The following is a 23275-nucleotide window of genomic DNA, read 5'->3' on the forward strand; positions in this document are numbered from 1 at the left end:
CCTAAATTGACAGCAGTTCAATACTAATCCATGAATTTCTTGAATTTTTCGTACCTTATATAAACAAACTACTGGAATATACGCAAAAATATTACTATCGTTTTCAAGACCTTGACTAATCAGTTCAATATTATTGGTGCCAAATACAGTGCACTGACCTTGCGTGAAAAACTCCTGCCATGTGTCCTGCCCCATTGAAAATCATAGATTACTGTCATGAGTAAATCTCATCGAAACCCCAAATTAATTGAAAGTAATAAATTCTGCCAGATCTCTAGTGCTTTTTTCTTCATAAAGAAAGTCACTCAGTTTTAATCTTTGCTTCTTGAGAAAGCTTAGTCCATTTTGCAAGATCACGGCGAACAGCGCTTCCCAATGCATCAGGGCCCGCTGGCACAGAATCCACACCCATGAAGACTAGCTTCTCACGAACCTCGTTATCAGATAAGGATTTGTTAATAGCAGCGTTAAGCTTGGTAACGATGTCTGATGGCATCTTTGCCGGACCAAGAATGCCATACCAGGTAACCACTTCGAATCCTGGAACGCCTTGCTCTGTAACCGTCGGTATATTAGGAACCGAAACATTGCGCTGCAGACCAGTAACAGCAATCAATTTTGCTCGTCCTGCCTTGGAAGTTTGTATTGCGTTAGTCAGGGCATCGAAATACACGGAGACTCGGCCAGCAACTAAATCAGTCATCGCCGCTGGAGCACCCTTATAAGGGATATGTAACATGCGGGTATTTGTATTCAGCATAAAAAGCTCTCCAGCTAGATGAGATACCGTCATATTGCCAAAGGAAGCAAAATTTACTTTTCCTGGATTTGCACGCAACCAAACTACCAAGTCTTGCACTCCAGATGCAGGCACCTCAGAATTAATGACGAGCCCTAACGGAGAAGTACCAATCATTCCAACCGGCGTAAAGTCTTGCACAGGATCAAAAGGAACTTTGCTAAAGGCTGGATTAATCACTTGGGTACTAGCCGTTGCAAAAATCAAGTTGTAGCCATCTGGACTGGACTTAGCGACAAAATCTGTAGCAATAGCACCTGAAGCCCCAGCTTTGTTATCTACCAATACTGGCTGCTCAAGAATGTCACTCAATTTTTGAGCCATCACCCGCGCAAGAATATCTGTAGATCCCCCCGGTGGAAATGGAACCACAAGACGAATTGGTTTAGAGGGAAAGTTGGTCTGTGCCAAAAGTGGGAAATGAAAACCAAATACCAGTAATAAACCAATTGCAAATCGGGATACTCTAAAAATGGATGGTTTAAAGGCAAAAATTGTCATCGATATACCCCTCAAAGAGTTGATTGATTAGTCATAGTAAGAGCCAATCATCGCCATTAATCATGCCAAATTACTCTTCTTACCCTAATTTGTTCTTTAAAGAACTCTAACAGAGAAAACTTCCTGCCATTTCTGGAGGGCTGCAAGCCCCAATAGCCAGCTTATTGAGGATACAGTTATTCTTAGCCTTAATCACTATCGTTTATAGTTATCCGATATATCTTAAAAATATAAGGATCAATATGAAACGTCGCGATTTCTTAAAGATAGTACCAATCATTAGTACATTCCCAATAGAATCAATCGCTCAGGCAAACTTTCCAGATAAGCCTATTAAGACTATCTCACCTTATGCAGCGGGAGGTGGCCCTGATGTCCAATTGCGCCAAGTTTCCCCTTACCTAAGTGAAGCATTAAAACAAACCATCATTGTTGAAAATAAAGTTGGGGCTGGCGGGGTTCTTGCAACTCAATTCGTGGCGCAATCTGCTCCGGATGGATACATACTATTGCTTGGATCCAATATACAGTTGGTACAAAAAATTATGAAGCCTGAGCTATCCATCAACCCTTTGATGGATTTTGTTCCGATCAGTAATATGTATTCTTCGCCAACAGTGATGGTTATAGCTGCTGACTCTCCATACAAAAAAGTAGAAGACGTTATTAATGCCGCAAAAGCCAGTTCAGGAACAATGAATTACAGTTCGGGCGGTATTGGCACTTCAGCTCATATTGCTGGAGCTACCTTTGTCGCGCTCAATAATTTGAAAGTCTCACATATCCCTTTAAAAGGATCCGTTGAAATTGCCGCATCATTGTTGCGTGGTGATACCCAGTTCGCATTTCCGATAGCAGGTACTGGAGTGCCCCTAGTAAAAGGTGGGAAGTTACGTGCTCTAGCCGTCACTAGCAGAAATCGGTTATCTCAACTACCAGATGTACCCACATTAAATGAAATCATGAAAAACGATCTCACTATTCAAGAATCATGGTTTGGTATGTGGGCGCCAGTCAAAACACCCCAAGATAGAGTTAATGTTCTTTTTCAAGGCATTAGTAAAGCACTAGCAACCCCAGCATTAAAAACTGCATATGAAGATGCTGGAAATATTATTACGCCTAGCCAGAGCCCACAGGCCTTTGCTGCCTACATGAATAGTGAAAATAAAAAATGGGCTGAAATTATTCGCTTAACAGGAATTAGTGCAGACTAAAACATGACGGCATCATTAAAGGATATTAGGGTCATTGACATGTCCCATGTCATAGCTGGACCCCTTACCTCTTATTACTTAGCTCAGTTAGGCGCAGAAGTAATCAAAATAGAAAAGCCAGGGTCTGGTGATGTGATGAGGGCTAATAAAGAGGCTTTGCCAACTGATATTCCAACTGCATTTTCTGGCTTGAATGCTGGGAAAAAATCCTTAGCAATAGATATTCGAACTCCTGAAGGTTCAGAAGCAATTCGAACTCTTGCAAAGAATGCTCATGTCTTTATTGAAAATTTTCGTCCTGGTGTCGTCAAAAAGTATGGCCTAGACTATGAGTCAATCAAAAAAATGAATCCTCAAATAGTTTATTGCTCCATTTCAGGCTATGGTCAAAAAGGCGAGTGGTCTAACAGGGGTGGTTATGACCAAGTGATTCAAGCCCTAACTGGAATGATGATGATGTCAGGGGCTGAGCATGAGAAAAAACCTACGAAAGTTGGCTTTGCTGTAATTGATGTGGCAGTAGGAATGCTTGGGGCACTATCCATCATTTCAGCAATATACAGAAAAGAAAAATATGGGCTAGGACAATACATTGAAACCTCTCTTGTTCAGGCATCATTAATGTTGATGTATCCCTTTACTACTGATTACTTAACGGATAAAAAAGTCTCAAAACGTCTTGGTAATAAAGGCTATAGCGGAAGCCCGGCATCAGATACATTTGAGTGTAGAGATGGCTGGCTATCTACAGCCGCTAATACCCCAACGCAATTTAAAAAAATGATGCATCAGTTAAATCTTGATGTCATTTGTAATGATCCCACGCTTTTAGATCTTGACTCCTTTAATGCTCCGAATGAAGGGTTTGTGGTGGCAAGACAAGCTGATCTTGTTAAACAAAAAATTCAAAATGCTTTGAAAGAAAAGTCTGCTGTTGAGCTTGAAATTCAATTGAACGCAGTGGGTGTGCCTGCAGCTAAAGTGCGAACTCTTGCTGAATTCTTGGATGAACTTTCTCAGGGATTAAATGTTACAGCCCCCTTTATGGCCTTTAAACAGAGTAATAAAACCATCAAAACAGCTGGGCTGGGATTTACATTAGATAACGGTGCTCAATTAATGACTGACACTGCCCCAACACTTGGGGAACATACCTATGATTTACTCAAAAGTATTGGCATCAATGAAGAGCAGATTACCAAAATGCTTGCCGCAAACGTACTAAGATAAAACTTTATACCTAATCATTTTAAGTAGCGCCAAAGAAACCAAGAATTGAAGGGCTTACTAGTTAGTACTTGCGCAACGAAAACCAATATTGTGATGACCTGCTTTTGGATTGCGAGATAAAAATCTACCTCGGTGGGTAGTGCTAATTTCCTCTGCATTAGAATCATGACCGCCACCACGAGTGGATCGGATCGGCCCGGCATTTTGATTTTCTCTGCCGTCATCGGCTTTGTAAGGATACGGTTGATAAATACTAGATACCCACTCCCATTGATTACCAGCCATATCTAAGATTCCATATGGGCTTGCTCCATCTGGAAATGCATCAACTGGAGCTGAAGAGTTATAGGGCGCGCCAAAAAGAGCTCGCTTTGCATTGGGTGCTGCATTGCCCCATGGGTATTTCCGGCCATCAATACCGCGCGCTGCTTTTTCCCACTCTGCTTCAGTAGGCAATCGCTTATTTAACCAAGCACAGTAATCACGCGCTCCAACCCAACTTACCTCGTTCACTGGATGTAGTTCATAAGTAAGGTCAGATTGCCATATTAAGTTATGCCGATGAATTCTAGCATCGCTATCTTGATGGTCATAAAGAGTATCGCCTTGCTGATTTTTAAGACCTTGATGATTCAGAAATGTCGCAAAATCAGCATTACTAACAGGGAGAATATCTAGAAAGAATGACTTTATAAAAATAGTTTGCTGTGGTTTTTCATCATCAGGACCACTATTAGATCCCATGATGAAATCTCCGCCTGAAATGAGCATCATCGTATTCGACGGCCTTGTTTCTTTTGAGTTCATTTGCGCGTGAACAACGGTGAGGCAAGTAAAAAAAGTAAGAAATGCCACATACCCTCGCATCAGCAAACTTTCCGTCATGATTGTTATAGACAAACTTTTTCCTTAAAAGCCTAGTTTATTCAGCTCAATCTTTATGAGAGCTTCTATGAAAATAAGCTTATCAAATAAATTGAATACTGAATATGCTGGGCTGATCACCAGGACTTGAGCCTGGGACCAAAGGAAGATGGGGCGGACAACCAAAATCAGTCTTAGTGAAGGGCATTAATACTTCTTGGGCCTTTACTATTCCAATCATTTACCACTTATTGAATGGGTGCGTCAATTAATCTATCCTACCTTTATTCAGATTTAATTTGAATAGCCTTCACAATTGGTGCAAAGCGAATTAAGTCGCCTTTAATTTGTTCGCTAAATTTTTCAGGTGTTCCAGGGGATGCAAAGATACCCATAGATAAGAGCTTCGCCCTTACCTCTGGAGAATTCAGAATCTCATTTAATGCCTGATTCAGTTTGTTAATTATCGGCTTTGGTGTTTTTGCTGGCGCTAATACTCCAACCCAATCATCAATCACAAAATCTTTAACACCACTCTCTATAAAGGTCGGCACATCAGGCATGCTTGGGCTACGCTTTGCACTTGATACGGCGATTGCTTTAATTCTTCCAGCAGCCACATACTGATTTGCTCCAGCAACTGCTGTATACACTAATGGGATATTGCCACCCAATAGATCGAGCAAGGCCTGACCGCCACCTTTATAAGGAACGTGAACTAAATTTGCACCTGTCTTTTGCTTAAATAGTTCTCCAGCAATGTTTGGCGTTCCGCCAGTACCTGATGTACCGTAAGAGAGACCATTGGGATCTTTTTTAGATGCAGCAATAACATCCGCCAAAGTCTTGCCCTGAAAATCATTATTAGCTACTAGTATCAAAATGGCATCGCCAATTTTTCCAATTGGAGCAAAATCTTTAACGCTATCAAACGGAACCTTTTCAACAAGTAACGGATTAATCGATAAAGTTCCTGCGTACCCTAATAATATGGTGTACCCATCTGGCTCAGCGATAGCAACCATTTGTGTGCCGATATTCCCTGAAGCGCCCGGTTTATTATCCGCAATAACTTGCTGACCCAGCTTCAAGGAAAGTTGTTCTGCAATAAAACGGCCTGAGGTATCAGTAACTCCACCCGGTGTAAACGGAATGATTAATCGGATAGGCCGATTGGGGTAGTTAGATTGCGCAAAGCTGGCCAATGACATCAGGGCCGTAAGAAGAAAAATGGCGGATGAGAAATAACGATGTAATTTCATGTCAAACCTTTATTTAGTTTTATTTCGTCTCAACAAAACGCTTTTCAAATTCCCAAACATCTTCAAAGCCCATCAGCTTTGATAATTCTCCAAAATCATATAAATCTACTGGATTATTAATTGATGATCCAGAATCTTTAAAGTGTTTATACACCTTGGTCATGGCCTGAACAGAAGCAAGTAATGCAGTTACTGGAAAAATAGCGATCTTGTAGCCTAATTGCTCTAACTCTATCTTCGAGAGAACAGGTGTCCTGCCCTTTTCTACCATATTAGCAATTAAAGGATGATTTGGAAATGTCTTACCAATGTGCCTCATTTCTTCTTCAGTTTCTGGAGATTCAATAAATAGAATATCTGCACCTGCTCGAGCATAGGCTTCACCACGTCTTAGTGCTTCATCTAAACCTAATGTAGTTCTGGCATCCGTTCTAGCAATGATTTTGAAGTTAGGATCTGTGCGTGATGCAACAGCAACTTCAATCTTTTTAACCATATCCTCCATGGGAATTACTCTGCGCCCTGGAGTGTGTCCACATTTTTTCGGAAACTCTTGATCTTCCAACTGAATAGCAACGGCTCCAGCAGCTTCGTAACCTCGAATGGTGTGACGTACGTTTAATAAACCACCATACCCAGTATCTCCATCTGCTATTAATGGAGTCGAAGCCATTCCTGCCATCGTAGTAACTCTACCAACCATCTCAGTATAAGTAGCTAAGCCTGCGTCTGGCAGACCGAGCAATGAAGCGACAGTGCCATAGCCTGTCATATAGAGTGCATCAAAATTCATACGATCAGCTAAACGCAAGGAAACCATCTCATATACTCCAGGCGCTACTATCAATCCGGGACTACTGAGTCGCTGCTTAAATAAATCTCTTTTGCTAGTCATACATCTCCTGATTTATATGTTTTTTGCTATTAGCTTAAGACTGTTCTTCTAATTGCTTAGCAATGTAACTTTAAAAAGAATAGACCTAAACCTAATATAAATCAAAAGCTCAGTATTACTAAAAGTATTCCTCAAAAGACCAAGCTCCTCCAATTCTGATGAGGGTTTGGCGCTCTGGTGGACCCACCAGGACTTGAACCTTGTACCAAGGGATTCCAGTTTATCTTCATTGCATCAATTGGTTATTTTGCCAATTTAAAATAATTTGATGAATTTGTTCAACTCCCTCTGTTAAGGCAGCAGGTCCGGGCTGGAGAATAAATGGAGATTTAATTTCAAATATTTGATGATTTTTTACAGCAGAAATATTTTCCCAACCAGCTCTTTGCATAACCTGATTTGGGCGAAATTTCTTCCCACACCACGAGCCAATAATAATGTCAGGATTGCGTTCAATAATGAATTTTTCTTGATGAATCATTCTATTTTTAGCCAAAGACTGTTTTGCAAGCTCAGGAAAACAATCCTTTCCACCAGCAAGCTCTACAAGCTCTGAAACCCATTGAATCCCTGAGATATAAGGGCTATCCCACTCCTCAAAATAAACCTTAGGACGATGATTAAAGGTTTGTGCACTTAATTGAATAGTTTTTAAATGTACTTTAATTAATTCAATTTGACGTACTGCTTCATCTGCTTGTCCTACGATTGCGCCAACTTGATACAACATTGAAAAAATTTCCTCAATACTTCTTTGATTAAATATAGTTACCTGTATGCCCTGACGAATTAATGCAGAGGCAATATCTGCCTGTAAATCAGAAAAGCCAAAAACACAATCGGGCTTCAGCGCAAGAATCTGATCTATCTTGGCAGTTAAAAAAGCACTGATTTTAGGTTTGTCTTTACGCGCTTCTGGTGGTCTTACCGTATAGCCAGAAATACCGACAATACGATCTTGTTGACCCAACATGTATAGCCACTCTGTTGTTTCTTCAGTTAAGCAAATAATGCGGCTAGGTAGTTGCAGATTTATCATTTAGCTATCTATTGTATTCATATAAGACAAACCCCCTACCATTCCCATACTCTGTACTAAGGGTGGTAGCAATAGGTCGAAAATATGATCTCCTGATCTTTTATCTAGCCTCTAAAAATCTGCTCATTTTCATTACTTCAAAGATTTTGCTAATTCAGCACAGTAGTCTTTTGGCGTTACCGGGAGTGTTAGCCAATTAACATCAGCAAATGAGAAGTCTTGATTTGCTACTGTGGTAGCTTGCATCCATACCACTGACGTTTTACTTGCAGCTGATGGGTTAAGTAATAGCGGTATACCACGATCCTTTTTTACATGCTCTGCACCTGCAAGTAACAACACAGTCCCGCCTTTATTCATCCACTGTTGAGCAGTTCGAGCCATTCGTTCATCGCGGGCAATCTGAATTCGTGCCATTGCTGGAACTTGCGAAGCAGGCAAAAGCCCACAGTGGCCTTTGATCATACTTTCCCTGTGAGCACTTAATACTGCACTTGGGACTTTAGCATCCCAAGAAGCATCAGACATTACCTCACTCATCTCTGAATACCGTAAATTAGAGCCAATTACGGGTACTCCTGCTCGAACAGCTTGCATCACTATCGGACCATAGCTACTCCAAGGCCATCCAGCATCACCCCAATTCAAGCGCTCACGTACAAGGCTCTCAGTTGAGTCAACTGGGATGTCTACAGTATTCAGGCCGTCGTCCACCATTTCCAGCAATAGAGCTGAGAGTTTTTGTTTGGATGCTAAAGACTGTACGCTCAATCTTGCGAGCTCCTGATGCTCTAACGCATCATGCTGCTCACCAAGGAGTATTAGTTCGCTTGTAGGCAATGTCTTTACTTGTGAGCGCCAATCTACTTGCCCCCAAGCAGGCGTAAGGAATATTGAGGCCACAAGGCCCGAAACAAATGGCTTCCAGTTAGGGCGGGGAGTAAACAACATTGCCATGGATTTCTATCTTTATCCTAAAAAGAGTTACACGATCGATCAGCCAAAATCAGGTTTTCGTAAATCCTCATTTTCACTAATGTCATATATATTGCGGGATACACAACTTACTAGCTTTATTATTTATAGTTAAAATATTGTCAATACAGCAACATACTCAATTAAAAAAATTGATGACAAAAACCTCATAGGTTGACGTTCTAAGCACTGTCTTCAGTTAAAAAGTATAGTGTAAAGCGTCAATTAAGCATTTTGTTAAATTTAAAAAATAGCTAGATGCATTTGATTAGAAATTTACTTGAGCCACGGAAAATCTACACTCTTTATAAAGGTCGAACATCAAATCCCTGATTGAAATCGTGACTCCAGCACCACTTGGGAGTCTTCATGGAAACCGCATGACTGCTTTACGCTGGCAAGGGTTTTTGGAGGAGCTTGGCTATTCAGTGGGGGTCACCGAGTCTTGGTCTGGTGGAGATACTGGTTTATTAATAGCGCTTCATGCTTATCGCAGCCATCAATCGATTGTCGAGTTTAAGAAAAAATATCCCAGTAGACCTATTGTTTTGATTTTGACAGGTACTGATCTATATCGAGATATGGATAATCATAGTGAAGTTATTCAATCTATGGAGATGGCAGATCAGCTGATTACCTTGCAGTCATCCGCATTAGATTCGATACCCACTAGTCTGCGATATAAAGCCCAAGTGATATATCAATCTGTTGAGATTGATATAACTGATTCGGCTGCTAAAGAAGGTTTTTTAGTAAGTATTATTGGGCATCTGAGGGAAGAAAAGGATCCCTTTTGTATAGCCCGTAGCCTCCCACTATTGCCATCAGATTCCAAAATCATTGTTAGGCATTTAGGTCAGGCGATGAACTCTCAAATGAAAGACCTTGCCAGAAACTTCAATGCAACAATAGATCGCTATCAATGGATTGGTGAGGTAAGTCATGCCGATGCCTTGAGAATGATTTCTCAAAGCCGCCTGATGGTCATTTCAAGCCGCATGGAAGGTGGCGCTCACGTAGTCTCTGAGGCGATTGCGCTAGGTATTCCAGTGATTGCATCAGATATTCCAGGTAATCGAGGTCTGCTTGGTGAAGATTATCCTGGCTACTACCCAGTGGCTGATGAGAGTGCACTTGCTAGTCTTTTATATCGCTCAGAAACAATACCCGCCTTTTATGCCTCATTACAAAAGTATATTGATTTACGAAAAGAGTTGATTAAACCAGCGCGTGAGAAACAGTCTATTCAAGAGTTGGTTAGTGCCTTAACTACTCAGTAATTTAAAGTAGCTTAAGATCATTTTTTTGCATTTGCGAAGCACACCAAAAAGTGTTTCTTGGGATCCGTCCAAGCATGGATATTCTCAAACCCTGCGTAACGGAGTTTTTCTGTAAAGCTATCTTGGGTGTACTTATAGCTATTTTCCGTATGTATTAAATCACCAACCTTGAACCGAATGACATGATCTCTAGCGTTACTACCAGGGAGATTCACCTCTATATTCACTCGCGCACGAAGGTGCATCTCAATTCGAGATTGAGATTCATTAAAAAAGGCGTAGTGCTCCCAATCCTGCAGATTAAAGTTACTACCAATGATTCGATTTACATTTAAAAGAATATTTAAATTAAATGCTGAGGTAACACCTAAAGGGTCGTTATAGGCAAGATGTAAAGTTTCAAGATCCTTGACTAAGTCAACACCTATTAACAGTCCGCCATTTCCATGACATTCATGAGCGATATTAGCAAAAAATTGATCCGCTTTTTCGGGATCATAGTTTCCAATTGAGGATCCTGGAAAGAAAAAGATCTTCCGAAGTTCTGAAATATCAGGAAATGCCAGGGGCAAGCTTAAGTCAATAGCCTCAGCGCTCATGGCGATATGTGGAAACTGTTTTTGTAAATCAGCAACGGCAGCTTCAAGGTACTCCTTCGAGATATCGAGTGCCCGATACTGCTTTGGTTTAATGCTATTGAAAAGCCTACTTGCCTTAGCGCAATTACCCGCTCCAAGATCGAGTAATACTTCGCAAGGGCCTACGGCGTCAGTAATGGCACCTTGAAAGGCATCCATGATCCACTGTTCTGTTCGCGTTGGGTAATACTCCTCGAGCAGTGTAATGACATCAAAAAGATGGGAGCCGACGTCATCGTAGAAAAACTTTGGCGATATGAATGGTGCATCGTTAGTAAGACTGAGATGTAATTCTTGAATCAAAGTATGTTTCACTGAATTACGTTCCTATACAACTGATAATCCTGTCCCCATAGCAAATTGACCTATTTTCTGGGCCTTAGCAAAGCCTCCTAAGTTTAAGATCGAGAGGACTTCAGTCTCTTGTTCTGGGGCGCAAGAGATCAGTAAGCCGCCACTGGTCTGGGGATCAGTCAATAGGTTTTGTTGCCACAATGCTAAGTTACTCGCGAGCGTCACTTCGCTGCCGTAACCAGCCCAATTGCGAGTGGAGGCGCCAGTATAAATATCGGCCTTGACATGCTCGACTGCTTCCTGAATGACTGGAATAGTATCCCAGTACACCTGCGCCATTAACTTGGATCCCCTTGCCATTTCCAGAAGATGTCCCGCCAAGCCAAAACCTGTGACATCAGTGAGGGCATGGACTCCTTCAAGCTGTGCGAGGGCAACACCAGGCTTATTTAATTTGGTAGTCAGAGCAATCATCTCTTGATAGCCTGCCTCTGAGAGTAGCTCTTTTTTCAGGGCTGCAGAAAGTATGCCCACACCTAATGGCTTACTCAAAATGATGCTGTCGCCTGCTTGAGCACCACTATTGCGTTTGAGTTTTTTGGGATCCACTACACCAATTGCTACTAGGCCATAAATTGGCTCCACTGTATCGATGGAGTGGCCACCAGCGATCATGATGCCAGCATCATTACAGACAGATTCCCCACCAGCAGTAATTTGTTGAATTGCCTCTAATGGCAAAACCTGAATGGGCATACCTAGGAGCGCTAATGCAAAAAGAGGTTGGGCACCCATAGCATAGATATCAGAAATTGCATTGGTTGCGGCAATCCGACCAAACTCAAATGGATCATCAACGATCGGCATAAAGAAATCTGTTGTGGCAACGATCGCTTGATGATCATTAATTTGATAGACCGCAGCATCTTCATTATTATCAGAACCAGCCAGTAGCGCGGCAGGTAAATTACGCATTGGTGAAGCTTTCAGAATATCGCTCAGGACCCCAGGGGCAATCTTGCAGCCACAGCCTCCACCATGAGATAAAGAGGTCAGGCGGCCGTTATAAGGAGTAGTCATAAAGAATTCATCAAGTAATTAAAAGATGGCAAATGCCATTACTGTGCAATTTTATTCAATTCAGAGTAAACACGTGCGAAAGCCACAAAAGTGGTCTTTGCGATGTGGGGCATAAAAATTACGGAATATACTTCGCCTCAAGCGCTCCGGGGTATACATACTCCATCCCTTTAAGACCTGATAGTTACCATCAAACCAAGGTTGAGAGTAATCGGCATAAGGATCACTACTAAATCCAGGAAAGGGTGCAAAAGGGCTGCTCGTCCATTCCCATAAATGGGAAGACTGCCAATCATTTTGTTTTTGAGACATTAATAAACTGAGCTCATACTCATTGGGTAAACGTAATTGACGCCACTCACAATAACGTTTGGCATCACTATAAGAAATATGCCTCACAGGCTCAAACTCAGAAAAATCGAGCCACTCATTAAAATAGCGCTGGTACCACACACCCCTTTCTTTTTTCCAATATATTGGAGATGTCACTGGGTTCAAATCTGCTTGATTTGTAGGTGATTCAATAAATTCCAAATAGTCGGAGTTACTAACGGCCTGCTCCGCAATATCAAAAGCTTCTAGCCTGATCGAATGTGACCACTTTTCATTATCAAAAATGAAGCCACTCTTACGTTCAGAACCAATCATGACATTGGTTTCTGGAAAATGAATATATGAGGACGCTTGGTTAGTAGCTAATTTAGCCTGAGAAAATGGCTCGAATGGTGCTGGATAGCCCAAGGTTTGCCACATGTAAGCAAAAGCCTCATTGTGCATATCCTGATGAAAAATCGATAACTGAATAAAGTAGGCCTTTTCTGCATCAATAGACTTTACTAGGAGCTCGCGGGTCTTTTGCATGACTCGTGCATTGTATTCAAGTAGTACGTCAAGTGGTGGAGTAGTGATCGCCCATCGATCCCGATGAGCAATTACAGAGGAATTAAATAGATAATCTGCATCACTCAATAGTGATGGGCTAGATGCCTGCCCAACGCGATGAACCCAAAACTCATGAAACCAAGTGAGGTGACCGAACTCCCAATACGGGGGGTTCAAAATGACATCGATCGCAACAGATTCATCGCCCGGCCTCATTTTTTTCAGAATGCTGCGTGTAAGGCTATTCGTACTTACCAACCAGCTATCTAAAAGTGCAGAATTAGGATGGGGCTCATACAGGAGGTGATCAGCTAATGGGGGATGCGGCATAGTATTACGATTTTACTTGAGCTAGCGTGACATCAGACGTCGAGTAGCGTAAGACAGTGTATCGACAAAAACAACCAATAAAATCATGGCGATCAAGATACTACTGGTTTCTTGCATTTGAAATAGCCCCATATGAAAAGCTAACATTTGTCCCAAGCCACCGCCACCCACAACTCCCAAAATAGCTGCTGCACGTATATTGTTCTCCCAACGATACAGAGAATAGGACATGAGTTGCGGAATGATAGTTGGTAAGGTGGCGTATAAAAATACTTGACTCTCTGAAGCGCCCTGGACACGCAAAGCATGCGCTGCTGCTTGCGGTGCGTTCTCGATAGACTCCGAAAATAAGCGGCCAAGAACACCCGTAGTGTGAAGTGCTAATGCTAAGGTACCCGCAAATGGTCCTAAACCAGCCGATATTAGGACTAAAGCTGCCCATACTAGTTCGGGTATTGAGCGTAGACCATTGAGTAATAACCGACAAAAAAAACGCCAATGTGCAGGATCATTGGGATGACTTTTACTTGCCGGAATCGCAAGCAGTAAGCCAAAAAAAGCTGCCAAGATAGTACCGACTGCCGACATTGCAAGAGTCTCTAAAGTGGCGATCCATAGTTTATGTAAAAAGATTACTCGTAAGTCAGGTGACAGAAGTTCACCTAAAAACCGCCCCATACGCTTGGCACTATCGACCGAAAATAATCGCTCTAACTGAAGATCAAGAGTCCAAAAACTCAGGATCGTTAATAGTAATAGGCTTAGTGTGACCCAACACACTGAGCAGTTCCAACGAAACCATGGGTTTGCTTGCGAATTCATCATTGCAAGATCTTTCTGAGCCAAGCACTTAATAGATCTGCTAAACCAACTAACAACATAAAGACAATCAAAATGGTTGCTACTTCGCCGCCATTTAACATCCGCATAGAATTATCAAGCTGCTGCCCTAAGCCCCCTGCTCCAACAAATCCAAGGACTGCAGATGCCCGAATGGCGCACTCCCAGCGATATACGGTATAGCTAGTAAGTTCGGTTAAATTCTGTGGCAAGACTCCATAAAAGAATGTTTGTAATCGGCTAGAGCCATTGCGCATTAAATTACTAGCTACATGTTGCTCACCGCTCTCCAGGATCTCGGTATAGACCTTACCAAGCATTCCTGCGTAAGTTAAGCCAATTGCTAAGACCCCCGCAGCTGGTCCAAGACCTACGACTCTTACAAATACTAAGGCCCAAATTAACTCGGGAACACTACGAATGATGATTAATATCCAACGCACTACTTGACGAATAGCAAAAGGTAAAAGATGCATTCGTCCCGATAAAGATGAGATTGACAACACACGGGTTGAGATCAATGTCATTGGGATTGCAAGTAGTAGCGCTAAAAAAGTACCGGCGGTAGCAATCGCAATGGTTCGCCAGGCCTCCTTAGCCACTAGCAACAAAAACTCAGGCTGAGTCGCGGGAGGAAAAAAATCCCCTAGAAATCGAGAACTTACTTTGAGATTCTCCGGTTCCAGCAAAATCCAAGGCTTAAACTCCGTTGCTACTAAAGCTGGTACTAAGAGAACAATGATCGCTATAGACCAAAACAGCCGACCCGTCCATGCCGGGTCTCTTAGCGCAGGTTTAATAGGCAGGGCTAAAGATGCAGACACTGCTTTATTACCGACAATGAATTATCTTGACCGGAGCTGGCTCAGGAGGACTATCTTGTAAGACAGGTATATTTTGATCAAGCTCGTGTTCGTGTTGCCTATACAGGTCTGCCAAAAGTTCTTTACTGACTTCGCCACTAGGCAGATCAAAGACAAGTCTTCCATCACGCAAGCCAATGACACGTGGAAATTGACTAGTTGCCACATCCACTTGATGCAAGCTCGTAATTAGAGTAAGCGCGTGCTCTTTTGCATGTGCAATTAGACTTTCGATAGCCTGTCGTGCTCGGGTGGGATCTAAAGCCGAGAGCGGCTCGTCAATTAACCAGATTTTTGCAGGTGCCAGCAAAGCACGCGCCAATCCAACACGCTGGCGCTCGCCACCAGAAAGGCGATCTACCCGTTGCCAAAGCTTATCGGCAAGGTCAAATTTCCCAAGAGCCTCACTAGCCTCATTTATATCCCGAGGATAAATCAAACTCATCAGGCTTGATAAGAAAGACTGTCTCGGTAATTTAGCTGCAAGTAGTGCGGTGATGACACGTTGCCTAGGGGGCAATGGTGGAGTTTGCGGTGCATAAAAGAGATTACCGCGTAGCTTTTGTAATTTACGAGTAGGCAGCTTCCAAACAGATTGGTGATTGAGAGAGACATTTCCAGATTTTACTTTTAAAGCAGCAGCAATCACCAGCAAACAGCTAGTTTTACCCGCTCCAGAGGGGCCGATGATTGCAACATGCTCTCCTGGCCTGATTGCTAAGCTGAGCCCCTGAATGGCTAGGGGAGCGTGTACTGTCGCTGCGGGATGCTGAGCGGTAACATCACTCAGCTCAATGCCAAAGTCGTTGCGACTAGTGATTTGATTCAGCACGTCATTAATTAACGAATCAAGCCGATATTACGTGCTGAATTCTCTAGACCTTTATAGTTTTCTGGTTTAGTGGGGATGTATTTAGTAGCACGATTCAGGGTCAAGATTTCATTACCCTCTGGGGTATTCATATTCAGATTCAGTAAAGCTGCGGTAATTTTCTCGCGCTGAGCAACTGGCATGTCTGCATGTACTGACCAATTGTAGTTATAGAAGGGCGGGCTTGTAAAAAATACATCAACTTTAGTTGTATCAACCTTATTTTCTGCAACAAATTTACGCCACACCGTTATATCTAGGGCTGCCGCGTCAACACGACCACTCACAACCGACGCAATGGTTGCATCGTGCGCCCCAGAGTAAGCCACACGTTTGAAATCTTTTTCTGGATCGATTCCAGCCTCTAATAAAAATGAGCGTGGCATTGCATGACCCGAAGTGCTTGATGGCGAACCAAAGCTTACTTGCTTTCCTTTTAAATCAGCAAGACTTTTGATACCAGAATTTGTTTGGGTAATAAAGACTGACCGAAACTTTGTATCTTCTTCACGCTGGGCAATTGGAATGATCTTTCCACCAGAACGAATTTGAGCTTGTACGTACGTGAAGCCACCAAACCATACAAGTTCAACCTGCTTGTTCACAAGTGCTTCTACTGCGGCAGGATAGTCATTAACCGGCACAAAATCGACCTTAGTGCCCACCGTACGCTCCAGATATTTGGTCAACGGACCAAATTTACGTATCTGCTCAGTTGCAGCCTCCTCTGGAATGGTTGTTACGCGCAAGACGGTTTGCGCACTTAGACCTAGTGAAGTAACGAAGAGCCAAAGGCAAAGGACTAATTTAAAATAGTGTGTCATGTTTTAATAACTTAATAAGAATAAAAGCGAAATTGTATAGAGGATTTAAAAAATGAGCATGCCCTGTAAGATTCTCTGTAAATCCCATCAACGTCTTGGGAATGTCACAATACATGCATGCTAATTTTTCTCCAAATTCGGGCTCTCGATGACCTTTCTTCAGGCTGAAGGGCTTGGTCGTCGAGTGACTGCTGATCGCTGGCTATTTCGGGGGTTAAATATCTCCCTTGCTGCTGGCGAGCAACTTGCTCTTCAGGGTGCGTCTGGAGTAGGTAAATCGACCTTGCTCAATCTCTTAGCAGGTCTTGATCAACCTGATGAGGGTCGATTGCTATATGAGGGTAAAGACCTCAAAACAATGGGGGCAAATGAGCAACTTCATCTGCGCCGAGTAGCCTTTGGATTCGTTTTTCAGGCATTTCATTTGATGCCCCACCTCAATGCCCTACAAAATGTGATGGTTCCTTGTTTAATTGGGGGGCTTCCCCTTGATCAGGCAAAAGCTCGCGCACAGGCACTTCTGAACGAACTAGGTTTAGCAGCTACCTATGAACAATTTCCGGCAGTCTTATCCGGGGGTGAGCAGCAACGTATTGCTCTGGCACGTGCTTTAGTTCATCGACCGAAAATTGTGCTTGCAGATGAGCCAACTGGTAACCTTGATCCGATTACTGCCGATCTTGCCTTAGAACTTCTATGCCGTTCTTGTCGTGAGCACAATGCTGCCTTAATCATGGTGACTCATTCAGAGAAAGCTGCTGAGCGCTTAGATCGTCGTTTAGTTTTAACGAACTAATGCTATTTTATTGGCTGCTCTCATCCACCTTTAAAGCACAGCTAGGTCGCTGGCTAATTGCGGGTCTTGCAGTAGCTTTGGGTATTACACTTGCCGTCGCAATTCATACAGTGAATCGTTCAGCACTCAGCGAGTTTAGTCGCGCCTTAGATCTGGTCAATGGCCAGGCATCTGCCCAAATCGTAATGCCCACCGGTGAATTTTCAGATCAACTATATGAGCAAATTATTACACGTCAAACCGAGCTTGGGATCCGCGCAGTCAGCCCAGTTTTAGAACGCAATACTGCACAAATTCGTGTTCTTGGAATTGATATTTTTCAGGCAGCTCGAGCATCGCCTTCTCTGATGCCATTTGTTTCTGAAGGTCAAGACCAGGGATTATTTTCAGACGACGCTATCTTTTTATCGGCCGCTGCCTTACAAAAGCTGCAATTATCAGTAGGCGATTCCTTAGCGCTAGATTACGAAGGGAGGACAGTTCTTTTTAAGATTGCTGGAACTGTACCGGGCGCAATAGGTCAAGTGATTGCTGTGATGGACTTAGGAGTATTACAGTGGCGCTTGGGTGGTCTTGGTCGGATTAGCAGGCTAGATGTCCAACTTTTGAATGGCAAAGGAATCGAAGAGGTAACTAAGGCCATTCAGAACCTCAATCTTGACGTGCGCTTAATTAGTGCGCAGGAGCGTGATCGCCGCGCCTCGAATTTATCGCGTGCCTATCGCGTTAACTTAAATGTTTTGGCGCTCGTTGCCCTTTTTGCAGGCGCTTTTTTAGTCTTCACGACTATCAGCTTTTCGGTTCTGCGCCAACAATCCCAACTAGCATTGCTGAGTATTTTGGGCGCAAGTCCTCGCTGGATATTTTCATTAGTACTTGCACAGGCTGTTGTCGTTGCTGGTTTGGGGGGTCTTTTAGGTATTGGCTTGGGGCTTACTTTAGCCTTTGTTTTACTCAATATACTAGGCGGTGATTTAGGAGGGGGTTATTTCTCTGGCGCAGTGCCACCCCTAGAAATTGATTCCGTAGCACTTTTGGGGTTTTGGATCCTCGCTATTGCAGTTGGTCTATTAGCTGCTTACTTTCCTGCAAAAGCGGCTACATCAAAGCGCCCCACCGAGCTATTGAGAGCTGGCTCTACCGAGCGTGTATTACGACCTGTAATGCATCATCGTATTGCTCTTATTTTTAGCCTTGCCAGCTTAGTCTTGGCATTTATACCGGCAATTGACGATCTTCCCCTGGCGGCATACGCTTCGATTGCCTGTTTATTATTTGCGGGCTTAGCGTTCATACCATGGTTAGTTCAGCACTGCTTTTCAGCACTCGCCAAGAGTTTGTCAGATTGGCAAAAGCAACCATCGCCTCTCATTTTTGCAGTCTGGCGCTTGGCTCAAGCACCAGCAAGCGCTGCGGGATTAATTGCCGGCGTTGTTGCTGCTCTGGCCCTTACTGTATCGATGGTGGTGATGGTTGCCAGTTTTCGAGATTCGATGACCCAGTGGCTTGACCAAGTATTACCAGCAGATTTATACGCAAACTTTAAACAGTCAAAGCAAGGCAATGAGTTTCTGAAGAACCCTAATTTATTCAAAAGTATTGAGCAAGTTCCAGGTATTGAACGATATGAACTCAGCGTGCAACGTAAGATTCTGTTTCAGTCCGATCGACCCGAAGTCACTTTAATTGCTCGGCCAATCAAACAAGCTCGCCCAGCACAAGCTCTTCCCTTAATTAGTTCAGTCTATCCCGAGAACTCTTCATTAAATCAGCCTGCCTTACCAGTAGTTTATGTCTCTGAGGCTATGGTTGATTTATATGATTGGCGTCCCGGTCAGGTTCGGACCCTACCAGCTTTTGATGGGCAGCAGAGCCCACAAAAAGTCTGGATTGCGGGGATTTTTCGAGACTATGGTCGACAGCATGGCGCGCTCATCATTGATCTTGCCGCATACCAAAACATGAGTGGCGATGAACAGTATTCAGGTATCGCGATTTGGCTAGTCAATCAAGCTGATCCAGCCACAGTACTGAATGCGCTGCGTACTGCAATTCCCCAATTTCGTGATCAGGAGTTTAGTAACCGTAGTGACCTACGCGCCTTATCTTTGACGATCTTTGATCGTAGTTTTGCCCTGACTTATGCCCTTGAGATCACCGCTCTGCTAGTGGCACTTTTTGCGGTGGCAACAGGTTTTGCTGGTCAAGCATTACTTCGACAGAAAGAATATTCCTTGGTGTACTACTTGGGTCAATCAACCGCTCAACGAACCGCTTGGATTAGCGCAGAGTCAGGCCTTTTATTAGGATTAGCGGTTATTTGGGGAACAATCTTAGGTTTATTAATGAGCCAGATATTAATCCACCGCGTTAACCCGCAATCTTTTCATTGGACAATGGATACAAGTGTGCCGTATCTCGCACTGATTACTCTCATGCTGACTTTAGTTTTCTCAGGCATTGCTGCAGCCTTGTGGGCTTCAAAGCGTAACCTCAAGCAAGCAAATTTAATTACTGCATTACGAGAGGAGTGGTAATGCAGCAGCGTCATCGCCGTTATTTTATGCAGGCATTACTAATGTCGTGCACCCTTCCCGTTTCTCAATGGACCAATTCTGCTTCAGTCGTATATCCACCCGTCCGTCCGAGAGCGTTGGTATTCCCGCGAGATTATGGAGCGCACCCAGACTTTAGAACTGAGTGGTGGTATCTCACTGGTTGGCTTGGGACAGGGGTAAATGCCATGGGTTTTCAGATCACCTTCTTTCGGAGTCGTACTCAACATTCACCTGATAATCCGAGTCGCTTTGCACCACAACAGCTACTTTTTGCACATGCCGCCTTGGCCATACCAGCAGAGGGTAAATTACGTCATGCCGATATCGCAGGACGAGTGGGTACTGCAGGAACAAGCTTCGATGTCGCCGACACAAAATTACGGCTAGCGAATTGGACAATGGAGAGAACTGACAGTGATCACTACCAGTTTTATATTCCAGCAGATACCTTTACGATCCGTCTAGAAGCAGTTCCCTCACAGACTCCTGTCTTAAGAGGAAATCGCGGATTTTCTGCAAAGGGTCCTAGCCCGGAACTCGCTAGCTATTATTACAGCCGTCCACAATTGAATGTCACAGCTCAAATTGAGATTAAAGATAAGTCATCCAAAGAGAAACAAGACTCTCTCATTAAGCGATCTGGGGTTGGCTGGTTAGATCATGAATGGTCGAGTAGTCTACTGATGCCTGGTGCAGTTGGGTGGGATTGGATTGGTATTAATCTACTCGATGGAGGAAGCATTATGGCCTTTCGGATAAGAGATCAGGCAGGCAAGACCTTGTTTAGTGAATGGGATCATCGTGATCAAAAAGGTCGAGTCCTAGAGCGACATTCAAATGCTGTTTGGGAAGCATTGGACCGATGGAGTTCGCCACGATCTCTTGCCAATTATCCAATAGGATTGTTAATTCGGGTGGGCAATCAAGAGCTTCGATTGAAAACTCTGATGCAAGATCAAGAGGTAGATGCACGTGCAAGTACAGGTGGGTTTTACTACGAGGGTGCAGTCGAAATGAGTCGGAACCAGGTAGTTATTGGCCGAGGCTACCTTGAGCTGACTGGATATAGTGAGGCAGTGAAATTATGACGCCTGCTCTGAGATAACTCGGGATCCAACTGGTTTTACCGTATTGCTTTACTATTTTACTAATTACATTGCTTATTACAGTAATGATGCATGCAACCCTGTTTATCTCGAGGCTACCCTTTGTTTGAGACCTTTGCCCATATATCTGCTTTATTAATTTCCTCCTTACTTTTTGGAGGCATGTTGTTATTTTCAGCGAGTTTCGCCGCTTTTTTATTTAAATCCTTACCGCCTGCAGAAGCAAGCGCATTGATACGCAAAGCCTTTCCCTCTTTTTATATTTTCGTGATCATCACATCACTCATTGCAGCCTTACTAGCCCTCATGACTAGCTTATTTAGTGCCAGTATCTTAGCGCTAATTACTTTGTCCACCATTCCTACTCGGCAAATCTTAATGCCAGCAATCAATGCGGCCACGGATGCAAAACTAAAGCAGCGTTTTTTAGTATTGCATGGCTTATCTGTTGTCATTACCCTGGCACACATCGTCGCAGTAGGATTTGTAATTGTTGACTTAGCAGCCTATTAAATAGGTCTATTTTTATTGGGTTACCCAAGCAATATCAGTCAAAGGCTTCTATGATGAGGTATTGTATTTTTAACTAGGTCAATCTCGCTTGTATCTCAGTAAATATCTTCCTTCTGTATGGATCAGAATCAGTTTATCCCTTGCACTAGTCATTAGCTGCAATGTATTAGCTCAGCCTGTGGAAAAAAATGTCATAGTTGGATCAAAGCGATTCACAGAAAGCTATATCCTTGGCGAAATACTTAATCTCACATTGCGTGATGCTGGCGTACAAGCTGTACATCGACAAGGCCTTGGTAATACTGCGATTGTTACCCAAGCACTAACAACCGGACAGATTGATATCTACCCAGAATATACTGGCACCATTCTGCGAGAAATATTAAAACGCCCAGAAAATCAAGCCTCATTAAGCGAACTCAATACGTGGCTTAAACCCAAGCAATTAAAAGTTGCAATACCCCTAGGCTTTAACAATACTTATGCACTAGCCATGCGGGCAGACCAAGCAAAAGCACTAGGCCTTAAGAAAATCAGTGATGTTATCAATCTACCGGCAGAGCAGCAATCCGCACTTCGGATTGCCTTATCGCCAGAATTTAAGACTAGGTCTGATGGTTGGCCTTCACTCGTTCGGGCATACGATCTTAAAATAAAGCCAGGAAAAGTACTGGAACATGGCTTAGCCTATGATGCTTTAGTACGAGGCGATGTCGATATTGTTGATGCCTACTCCACCGATGCAGCGATTGAAAAAAATAAGCTCATTCTTTTGGAGGATGACAGAAAAGCATTTCCACGATACGACGCAATACTGTTAATGCGCTCTGATTTTGATGAGAAACCCCTGGAATCCTTAACGGGAAAACTCAACGAAGCGACCATGGCAAAACTCAATGGACTAGCTGAGTCTGGCGTCAGTTTTGAAAAGGTAGCAGGTACATTTTTAAATAAGTCTACTGATCAAAAAAATGACTCTACAGAGTTTTCTAGGTTTTTGAAGTTACTGTTTGGTCCAGATTTTTTTACTGCCCTTCGGGATCACGTTCTACTGGTAGCTATTTCCTCAGCCATGGCTCTTGTGTTCGGAATTCCTCTTGGTATTCTTGCTCACCGTCGATCCCGATATACGCGTTGGATTTTAGGCGGTGTGAGCATTTTACAAACAATACCCTCACTTGCATTACTAACCATTTTGATTGCTTTATTAGATCAAATAGGAGCTGTACCAGCTGTTTTAGCCTTATTTATTTATGGTTTACTACCAATTGTGAATGCAAGCTATATTAGTTTGATGGAGGTTCCATCCAATCTAAAAGAATCAGCCTTGGCGCTTGGTTGTAACGAATGGCAATTATTATTATTCATTGAGTTGCCATTTGCACGGCCAATTATCATGACTGGTTTAGCATCAGCAACTGTGATTGGTGTTGGTACCTGTACCCTTGCAGCATTGGTAGGCGCAGGTGGATTTGGCGATCGAATAGTCGCCGGACTTGCTGTAAACGATCATGCATTAATGCTTGCTGGAGCGATACCGGCCGCTATTCTAGCGCTGCTTGCTCAAGTTATCCTGACACCAAAACGCAAGCTTGCCAATAGCTAAATCAACTTTAAT

At 43.1% G+C, this 23275-nt stretch carries 22 protein-coding genes; 8 read left to right on the forward strand and 14 right to left on the reverse strand.

The window, feature by feature from the left end:
* Both ABWP14_RS10460 and ABWP14_RS10465 read right to left on the reverse strand, forming a co-directional pair.
* A partial coding sequence (locus ABWP14_RS10460) for a hypothetical protein (protein WP_353202920.1) occupies positions 1-195 on the reverse strand: 195 nt, incomplete at its 3' end.
* A 106-nt stretch (positions 196-301) separates the two neighbouring features.
* Positions 302-1300 (reverse strand): Bug family tripartite tricarboxylate transporter substrate binding protein, encoded by a 999-nt coding sequence (locus tag ABWP14_RS10465; RefSeq protein WP_353202921.1) that lies wholly within the window; start codon positions 1298-1300, stop codon positions 302-304.
* Between the two features lie 242 nt (positions 1301-1542).
* Between ABWP14_RS10465 and ABWP14_RS10470 the strand changes: the two genes are divergently transcribed.
* Both ABWP14_RS10470 and ABWP14_RS10475 read left to right on the forward strand, forming a co-directional pair.
* On the forward strand, positions 1543-2517 hold the full coding sequence (locus ABWP14_RS10470) for a Bug family tripartite tricarboxylate transporter substrate binding protein (protein WP_353202922.1): 975 nt from the start codon (positions 1543-1545) through the stop codon (positions 2515-2517).
* A 3-nt stretch (positions 2518-2520) separates the two neighbouring features.
* Positions 2521-3747 carry a CaiB/BaiF CoA transferase family protein gene (locus ABWP14_RS10475; RefSeq protein WP_353202923.1) on the forward strand — a complete coding sequence of 409 codons (1227 nt, stop codon included), beginning with the start codon at positions 2521-2523 and terminating at the stop codon, positions 3745-3747.
* A gap of 57 nt (positions 3748-3804) precedes the next feature.
* Here the strand turns inward: ABWP14_RS10475 and ABWP14_RS10480 are convergent, their stop codons facing one another.
* The 5 genes from ABWP14_RS10480 to ABWP14_RS10500 form a co-directional block, all read right to left on the reverse strand.
* The gene (locus ABWP14_RS10480) at positions 3805-4632 is read right to left on the reverse strand and encodes a formylglycine-generating enzyme family protein (RefSeq protein WP_502930180.1); all 828 of its coding nucleotides are present in this window, start codon (positions 4630-4632) and stop codon (positions 3805-3807) included.
* Positions 4633-4895: 263 nt separating this feature from the next.
* The gene (locus ABWP14_RS10485; RefSeq protein WP_353202925.1) at positions 4896-5873 is read right to left on the reverse strand and encodes a Bug family tripartite tricarboxylate transporter substrate binding protein; all 978 of its coding nucleotides are present in this window, start codon (positions 5871-5873) and stop codon (positions 4896-4898) included.
* A gap of 19 nt (positions 5874-5892) precedes the next feature.
* On the reverse strand, positions 5893-6768 hold the full coding sequence (locus ABWP14_RS10490; protein ID WP_353202926.1) for an isocitrate lyase/PEP mutase family protein: 876 nt from the start codon (positions 6766-6768) through the stop codon (positions 5893-5895).
* A 226-nt stretch (positions 6769-6994) separates the two neighbouring features.
* On the reverse strand, positions 6995-7807 hold the full coding sequence (locus tag ABWP14_RS10495; RefSeq protein WP_353202927.1) for a cobalamin-binding protein: 813 nt from the start codon (positions 7805-7807) through the stop codon (positions 6995-6997).
* 132 nt (positions 7808-7939) lie between these two features.
* Positions 7940-8758: a ChaN family lipoprotein gene (locus ABWP14_RS10500; protein WP_353202928.1), complete on the reverse strand. Its 819-nt coding sequence runs from the start codon at positions 8756-8758 to the stop codon at positions 7940-7942.
* Positions 8759-9123: 365 nt separating this feature from the next.
* On the opposite strand from ABWP14_RS10500, the gene senB reads away from it, so the two are divergent.
* Complete coding sequence (gene senB / locus ABWP14_RS10505; protein ID WP_353202929.1) at positions 9124-10062, forward strand: selenoneine biosynthesis selenosugar synthase SenB; 939 nt, start codon at positions 9124-9126, stop codon at positions 10060-10062.
* Between the two features lie 17 nt (positions 10063-10079).
* Here the strand turns inward: senB and egtD are convergent, their stop codons facing one another.
* Genes egtD through ABWP14_RS10540 form a run of 7 tightly spaced genes read right to left on the reverse strand, consistent with a single transcriptional unit; the run spans position 10080 to position 16684 of the window.
* Positions 10080-11015 carry an L-histidine N(alpha)-methyltransferase gene (gene egtD / locus ABWP14_RS10510; protein WP_353202930.1) on the reverse strand — a complete coding sequence of 312 codons (936 nt, stop codon included), beginning with the start codon at positions 11013-11015 and terminating at the stop codon, positions 10080-10082.
* 12 nt (positions 11016-11027) lie between these two features.
* Complete coding sequence (gene selD / locus ABWP14_RS10515) at positions 11028-12074, reverse strand: selenide, water dikinase SelD (protein ID WP_353202931.1); 1047 nt, start codon at positions 12072-12074, stop codon at positions 11028-11030.
* 60 nt (positions 12075-12134) lie between these two features.
* On the reverse strand, positions 12135-13286 hold the full coding sequence (locus ABWP14_RS10520; protein ID WP_353202932.1) for an SUMF1/EgtB/PvdO family nonheme iron enzyme: 1152 nt from the start codon (positions 13284-13286) through the stop codon (positions 12135-12137).
* 21 nt (positions 13287-13307) lie between these two features.
* The gene (gene phnE / locus ABWP14_RS10525) at positions 13308-14111 is read right to left on the reverse strand and encodes a phosphonate ABC transporter, permease protein PhnE (RefSeq protein ID WP_353202933.1); all 804 of its coding nucleotides are present in this window, start codon (positions 14109-14111) and stop codon (positions 13308-13310) included.
* A complete protein-coding gene (locus ABWP14_RS10530; RefSeq protein WP_353202934.1) occupies positions 14108-14950 on the reverse strand; it encodes a PhnE/PtxC family ABC transporter permease in 843 nt (280 codons plus the stop codon). The genes phnE and ABWP14_RS10530 overlap by 4 nt, the downstream gene beginning before the upstream one ends.
* A gap of 7 nt (positions 14951-14957) precedes the next feature.
* Complete coding sequence (locus tag ABWP14_RS10535; protein WP_353202935.1) at positions 14958-15821, reverse strand: phosphonate ABC transporter ATP-binding protein; 864 nt, start codon at positions 15819-15821, stop codon at positions 14958-14960.
* An 8-nt stretch (positions 15822-15829) separates the two neighbouring features.
* A complete protein-coding gene (locus ABWP14_RS10540) occupies positions 15830-16684 on the reverse strand; it encodes a putative selenate ABC transporter substrate-binding protein (protein ID WP_353202936.1) in 855 nt (284 codons plus the stop codon).
* Positions 16685-16832: 148 nt separating this feature from the next.
* Between ABWP14_RS10540 and ABWP14_RS10545 the strand changes: the two genes are divergently transcribed.
* The 5 genes from ABWP14_RS10545 to ABWP14_RS10565 all read left to right on the forward strand — a co-directional run bounded on the left by ABWP14_RS10545 (position 16833) and on the right by ABWP14_RS10565 (position 23263).
* On the forward strand, positions 16833-17480 hold the full coding sequence (locus tag ABWP14_RS10545) for an ABC transporter ATP-binding protein (protein ID WP_353202937.1): 648 nt from the start codon (positions 16833-16835) through the stop codon (positions 17478-17480).
* Positions 17480-20017 carry an FtsX-like permease family protein gene (locus ABWP14_RS10550; RefSeq protein ID WP_353202938.1) on the forward strand — a complete coding sequence of 846 codons (2538 nt, stop codon included), beginning with the start codon at positions 17480-17482 and terminating at the stop codon, positions 20015-20017. The genes ABWP14_RS10545 and ABWP14_RS10550 overlap by 1 nt, the downstream gene beginning before the upstream one ends.
* Positions 20017-21126, forward strand: a complete 1110-nt coding sequence (locus ABWP14_RS10555) for a lipocalin-like domain-containing protein (protein ID WP_353202939.1) — start codon at positions 20017-20019, stop codon at positions 21124-21126. Before ABWP14_RS10550 ends, ABWP14_RS10555 begins: the two co-directional genes overlap by 1 nt.
* Positions 21127-21216: 90 nt before the next feature.
* On the forward strand, positions 21217-21657 hold the full coding sequence (locus tag ABWP14_RS10560; RefSeq protein WP_353202940.1) for a DUF4149 domain-containing protein: 441 nt from the start codon (positions 21217-21219) through the stop codon (positions 21655-21657).
* A 178-nt stretch (positions 21658-21835) separates the two neighbouring features.
* Entirely contained in the window at positions 21836-23263 is a 1428-nt protein-coding gene (locus tag ABWP14_RS10565) for a glycine betaine ABC transporter substrate-binding protein (protein ID WP_353202941.1), read from the forward strand.
* Positions 23264-23275 lie beyond the last annotated feature (12 nt).

It is taken from the genome of Polynucleobacter sp. (assembly GCF_040400325.1).
GTDB lineage: Bacteria > Pseudomonadota > Gammaproteobacteria > Burkholderiales > Burkholderiaceae > Polynucleobacter.

Bases quoted from the DNA above. Each gene is read 5' to 3' on its own strand.
- ABWP14_RS10465 (WP_353202921.1), bottom strand. From the start codon at position 1,300: ATGACAATTTTTGCCTTTAAACCATCCATTTTTAGAGTATCCCGATTT.
- ABWP14_RS10470 (WP_353202922.1), top strand. From the start codon at position 1,543: ATGAAACGTCGCGATTTCTTAAAGATAGTACCAATCATTAGTACATTC.
- ABWP14_RS10475 (WP_353202923.1), top strand. From the start codon at position 2,521: ATGACGGCATCATTAAAGGATATTAGGGTCATTGACATGTCCCATGTC.
- ABWP14_RS10480 (WP_502930180.1), bottom strand. From the start codon at position 4,632: ATGACGGAAAGTTTGCTGATGCGAGGGTATGTGGCATTTCTTACTTTT.
- ABWP14_RS10485 (WP_353202925.1), bottom strand. From the start codon at position 5,873: ATGAAATTACATCGTTATTTCTCATCCGCCATTTTTCTTCTTACGGCC.
- ABWP14_RS10490 (WP_353202926.1), bottom strand. From the start codon at position 6,768: ATGACTAGCAAAAGAGATTTATTTAAGCAGCGACTCAGTAGTCCCGGA.
- ABWP14_RS10495 (WP_353202927.1), bottom strand. From the start codon at position 7,807: ATGATAAATCTGCAACTACCTAGCCGCATTATTTGCTTAACTGAAGAA.
- ABWP14_RS10500 (WP_353202928.1), bottom strand. From the start codon at position 8,758: ATGTTGTTTACTCCCCGCCCTAACTGGAAGCCATTTGTTTCGGGCCTT.
- selD (WP_353202931.1), bottom strand. From the start codon at position 12,074: ATGACTACTCCTTATAACGGCCGCCTGACCTCTTTATCTCATGGTGGA.
- ABWP14_RS10520 (WP_353202932.1), bottom strand. From the start codon at position 13,286: ATGCCGCATCCCCCATTAGCTGATCACCTCCTGTATGAGCCCCATCCT.
- phnE (WP_353202933.1), bottom strand. From the start codon at position 14,111: ATGATGAATTCGCAAGCAAACCCATGGTTTCGTTGGAACTGCTCAGTG.
- ABWP14_RS10540 (WP_353202936.1), bottom strand. From the start codon at position 16,684: ATGACACACTATTTTAAATTAGTCCTTTGCCTTTGGCTCTTCGTTACT.
- ABWP14_RS10545 (WP_353202937.1), top strand. From the start codon at position 16,833: ATGACCTTTCTTCAGGCTGAAGGGCTTGGTCGTCGAGTGACTGCTGAT.
- ABWP14_RS10550 (WP_353202938.1), top strand. From the start codon at position 17,480: ATGCTATTTTATTGGCTGCTCTCATCCACCTTTAAAGCACAGCTAGGT.
- ABWP14_RS10555 (WP_353202939.1), top strand. From the start codon at position 20,017: ATGCAGCAGCGTCATCGCCGTTATTTTATGCAGGCATTACTAATGTCG.
- ABWP14_RS10560 (WP_353202940.1), top strand. From the start codon at position 21,217: ATGCAACCCTGTTTATCTCGAGGCTACCCTTTGTTTGAGACCTTTGCC.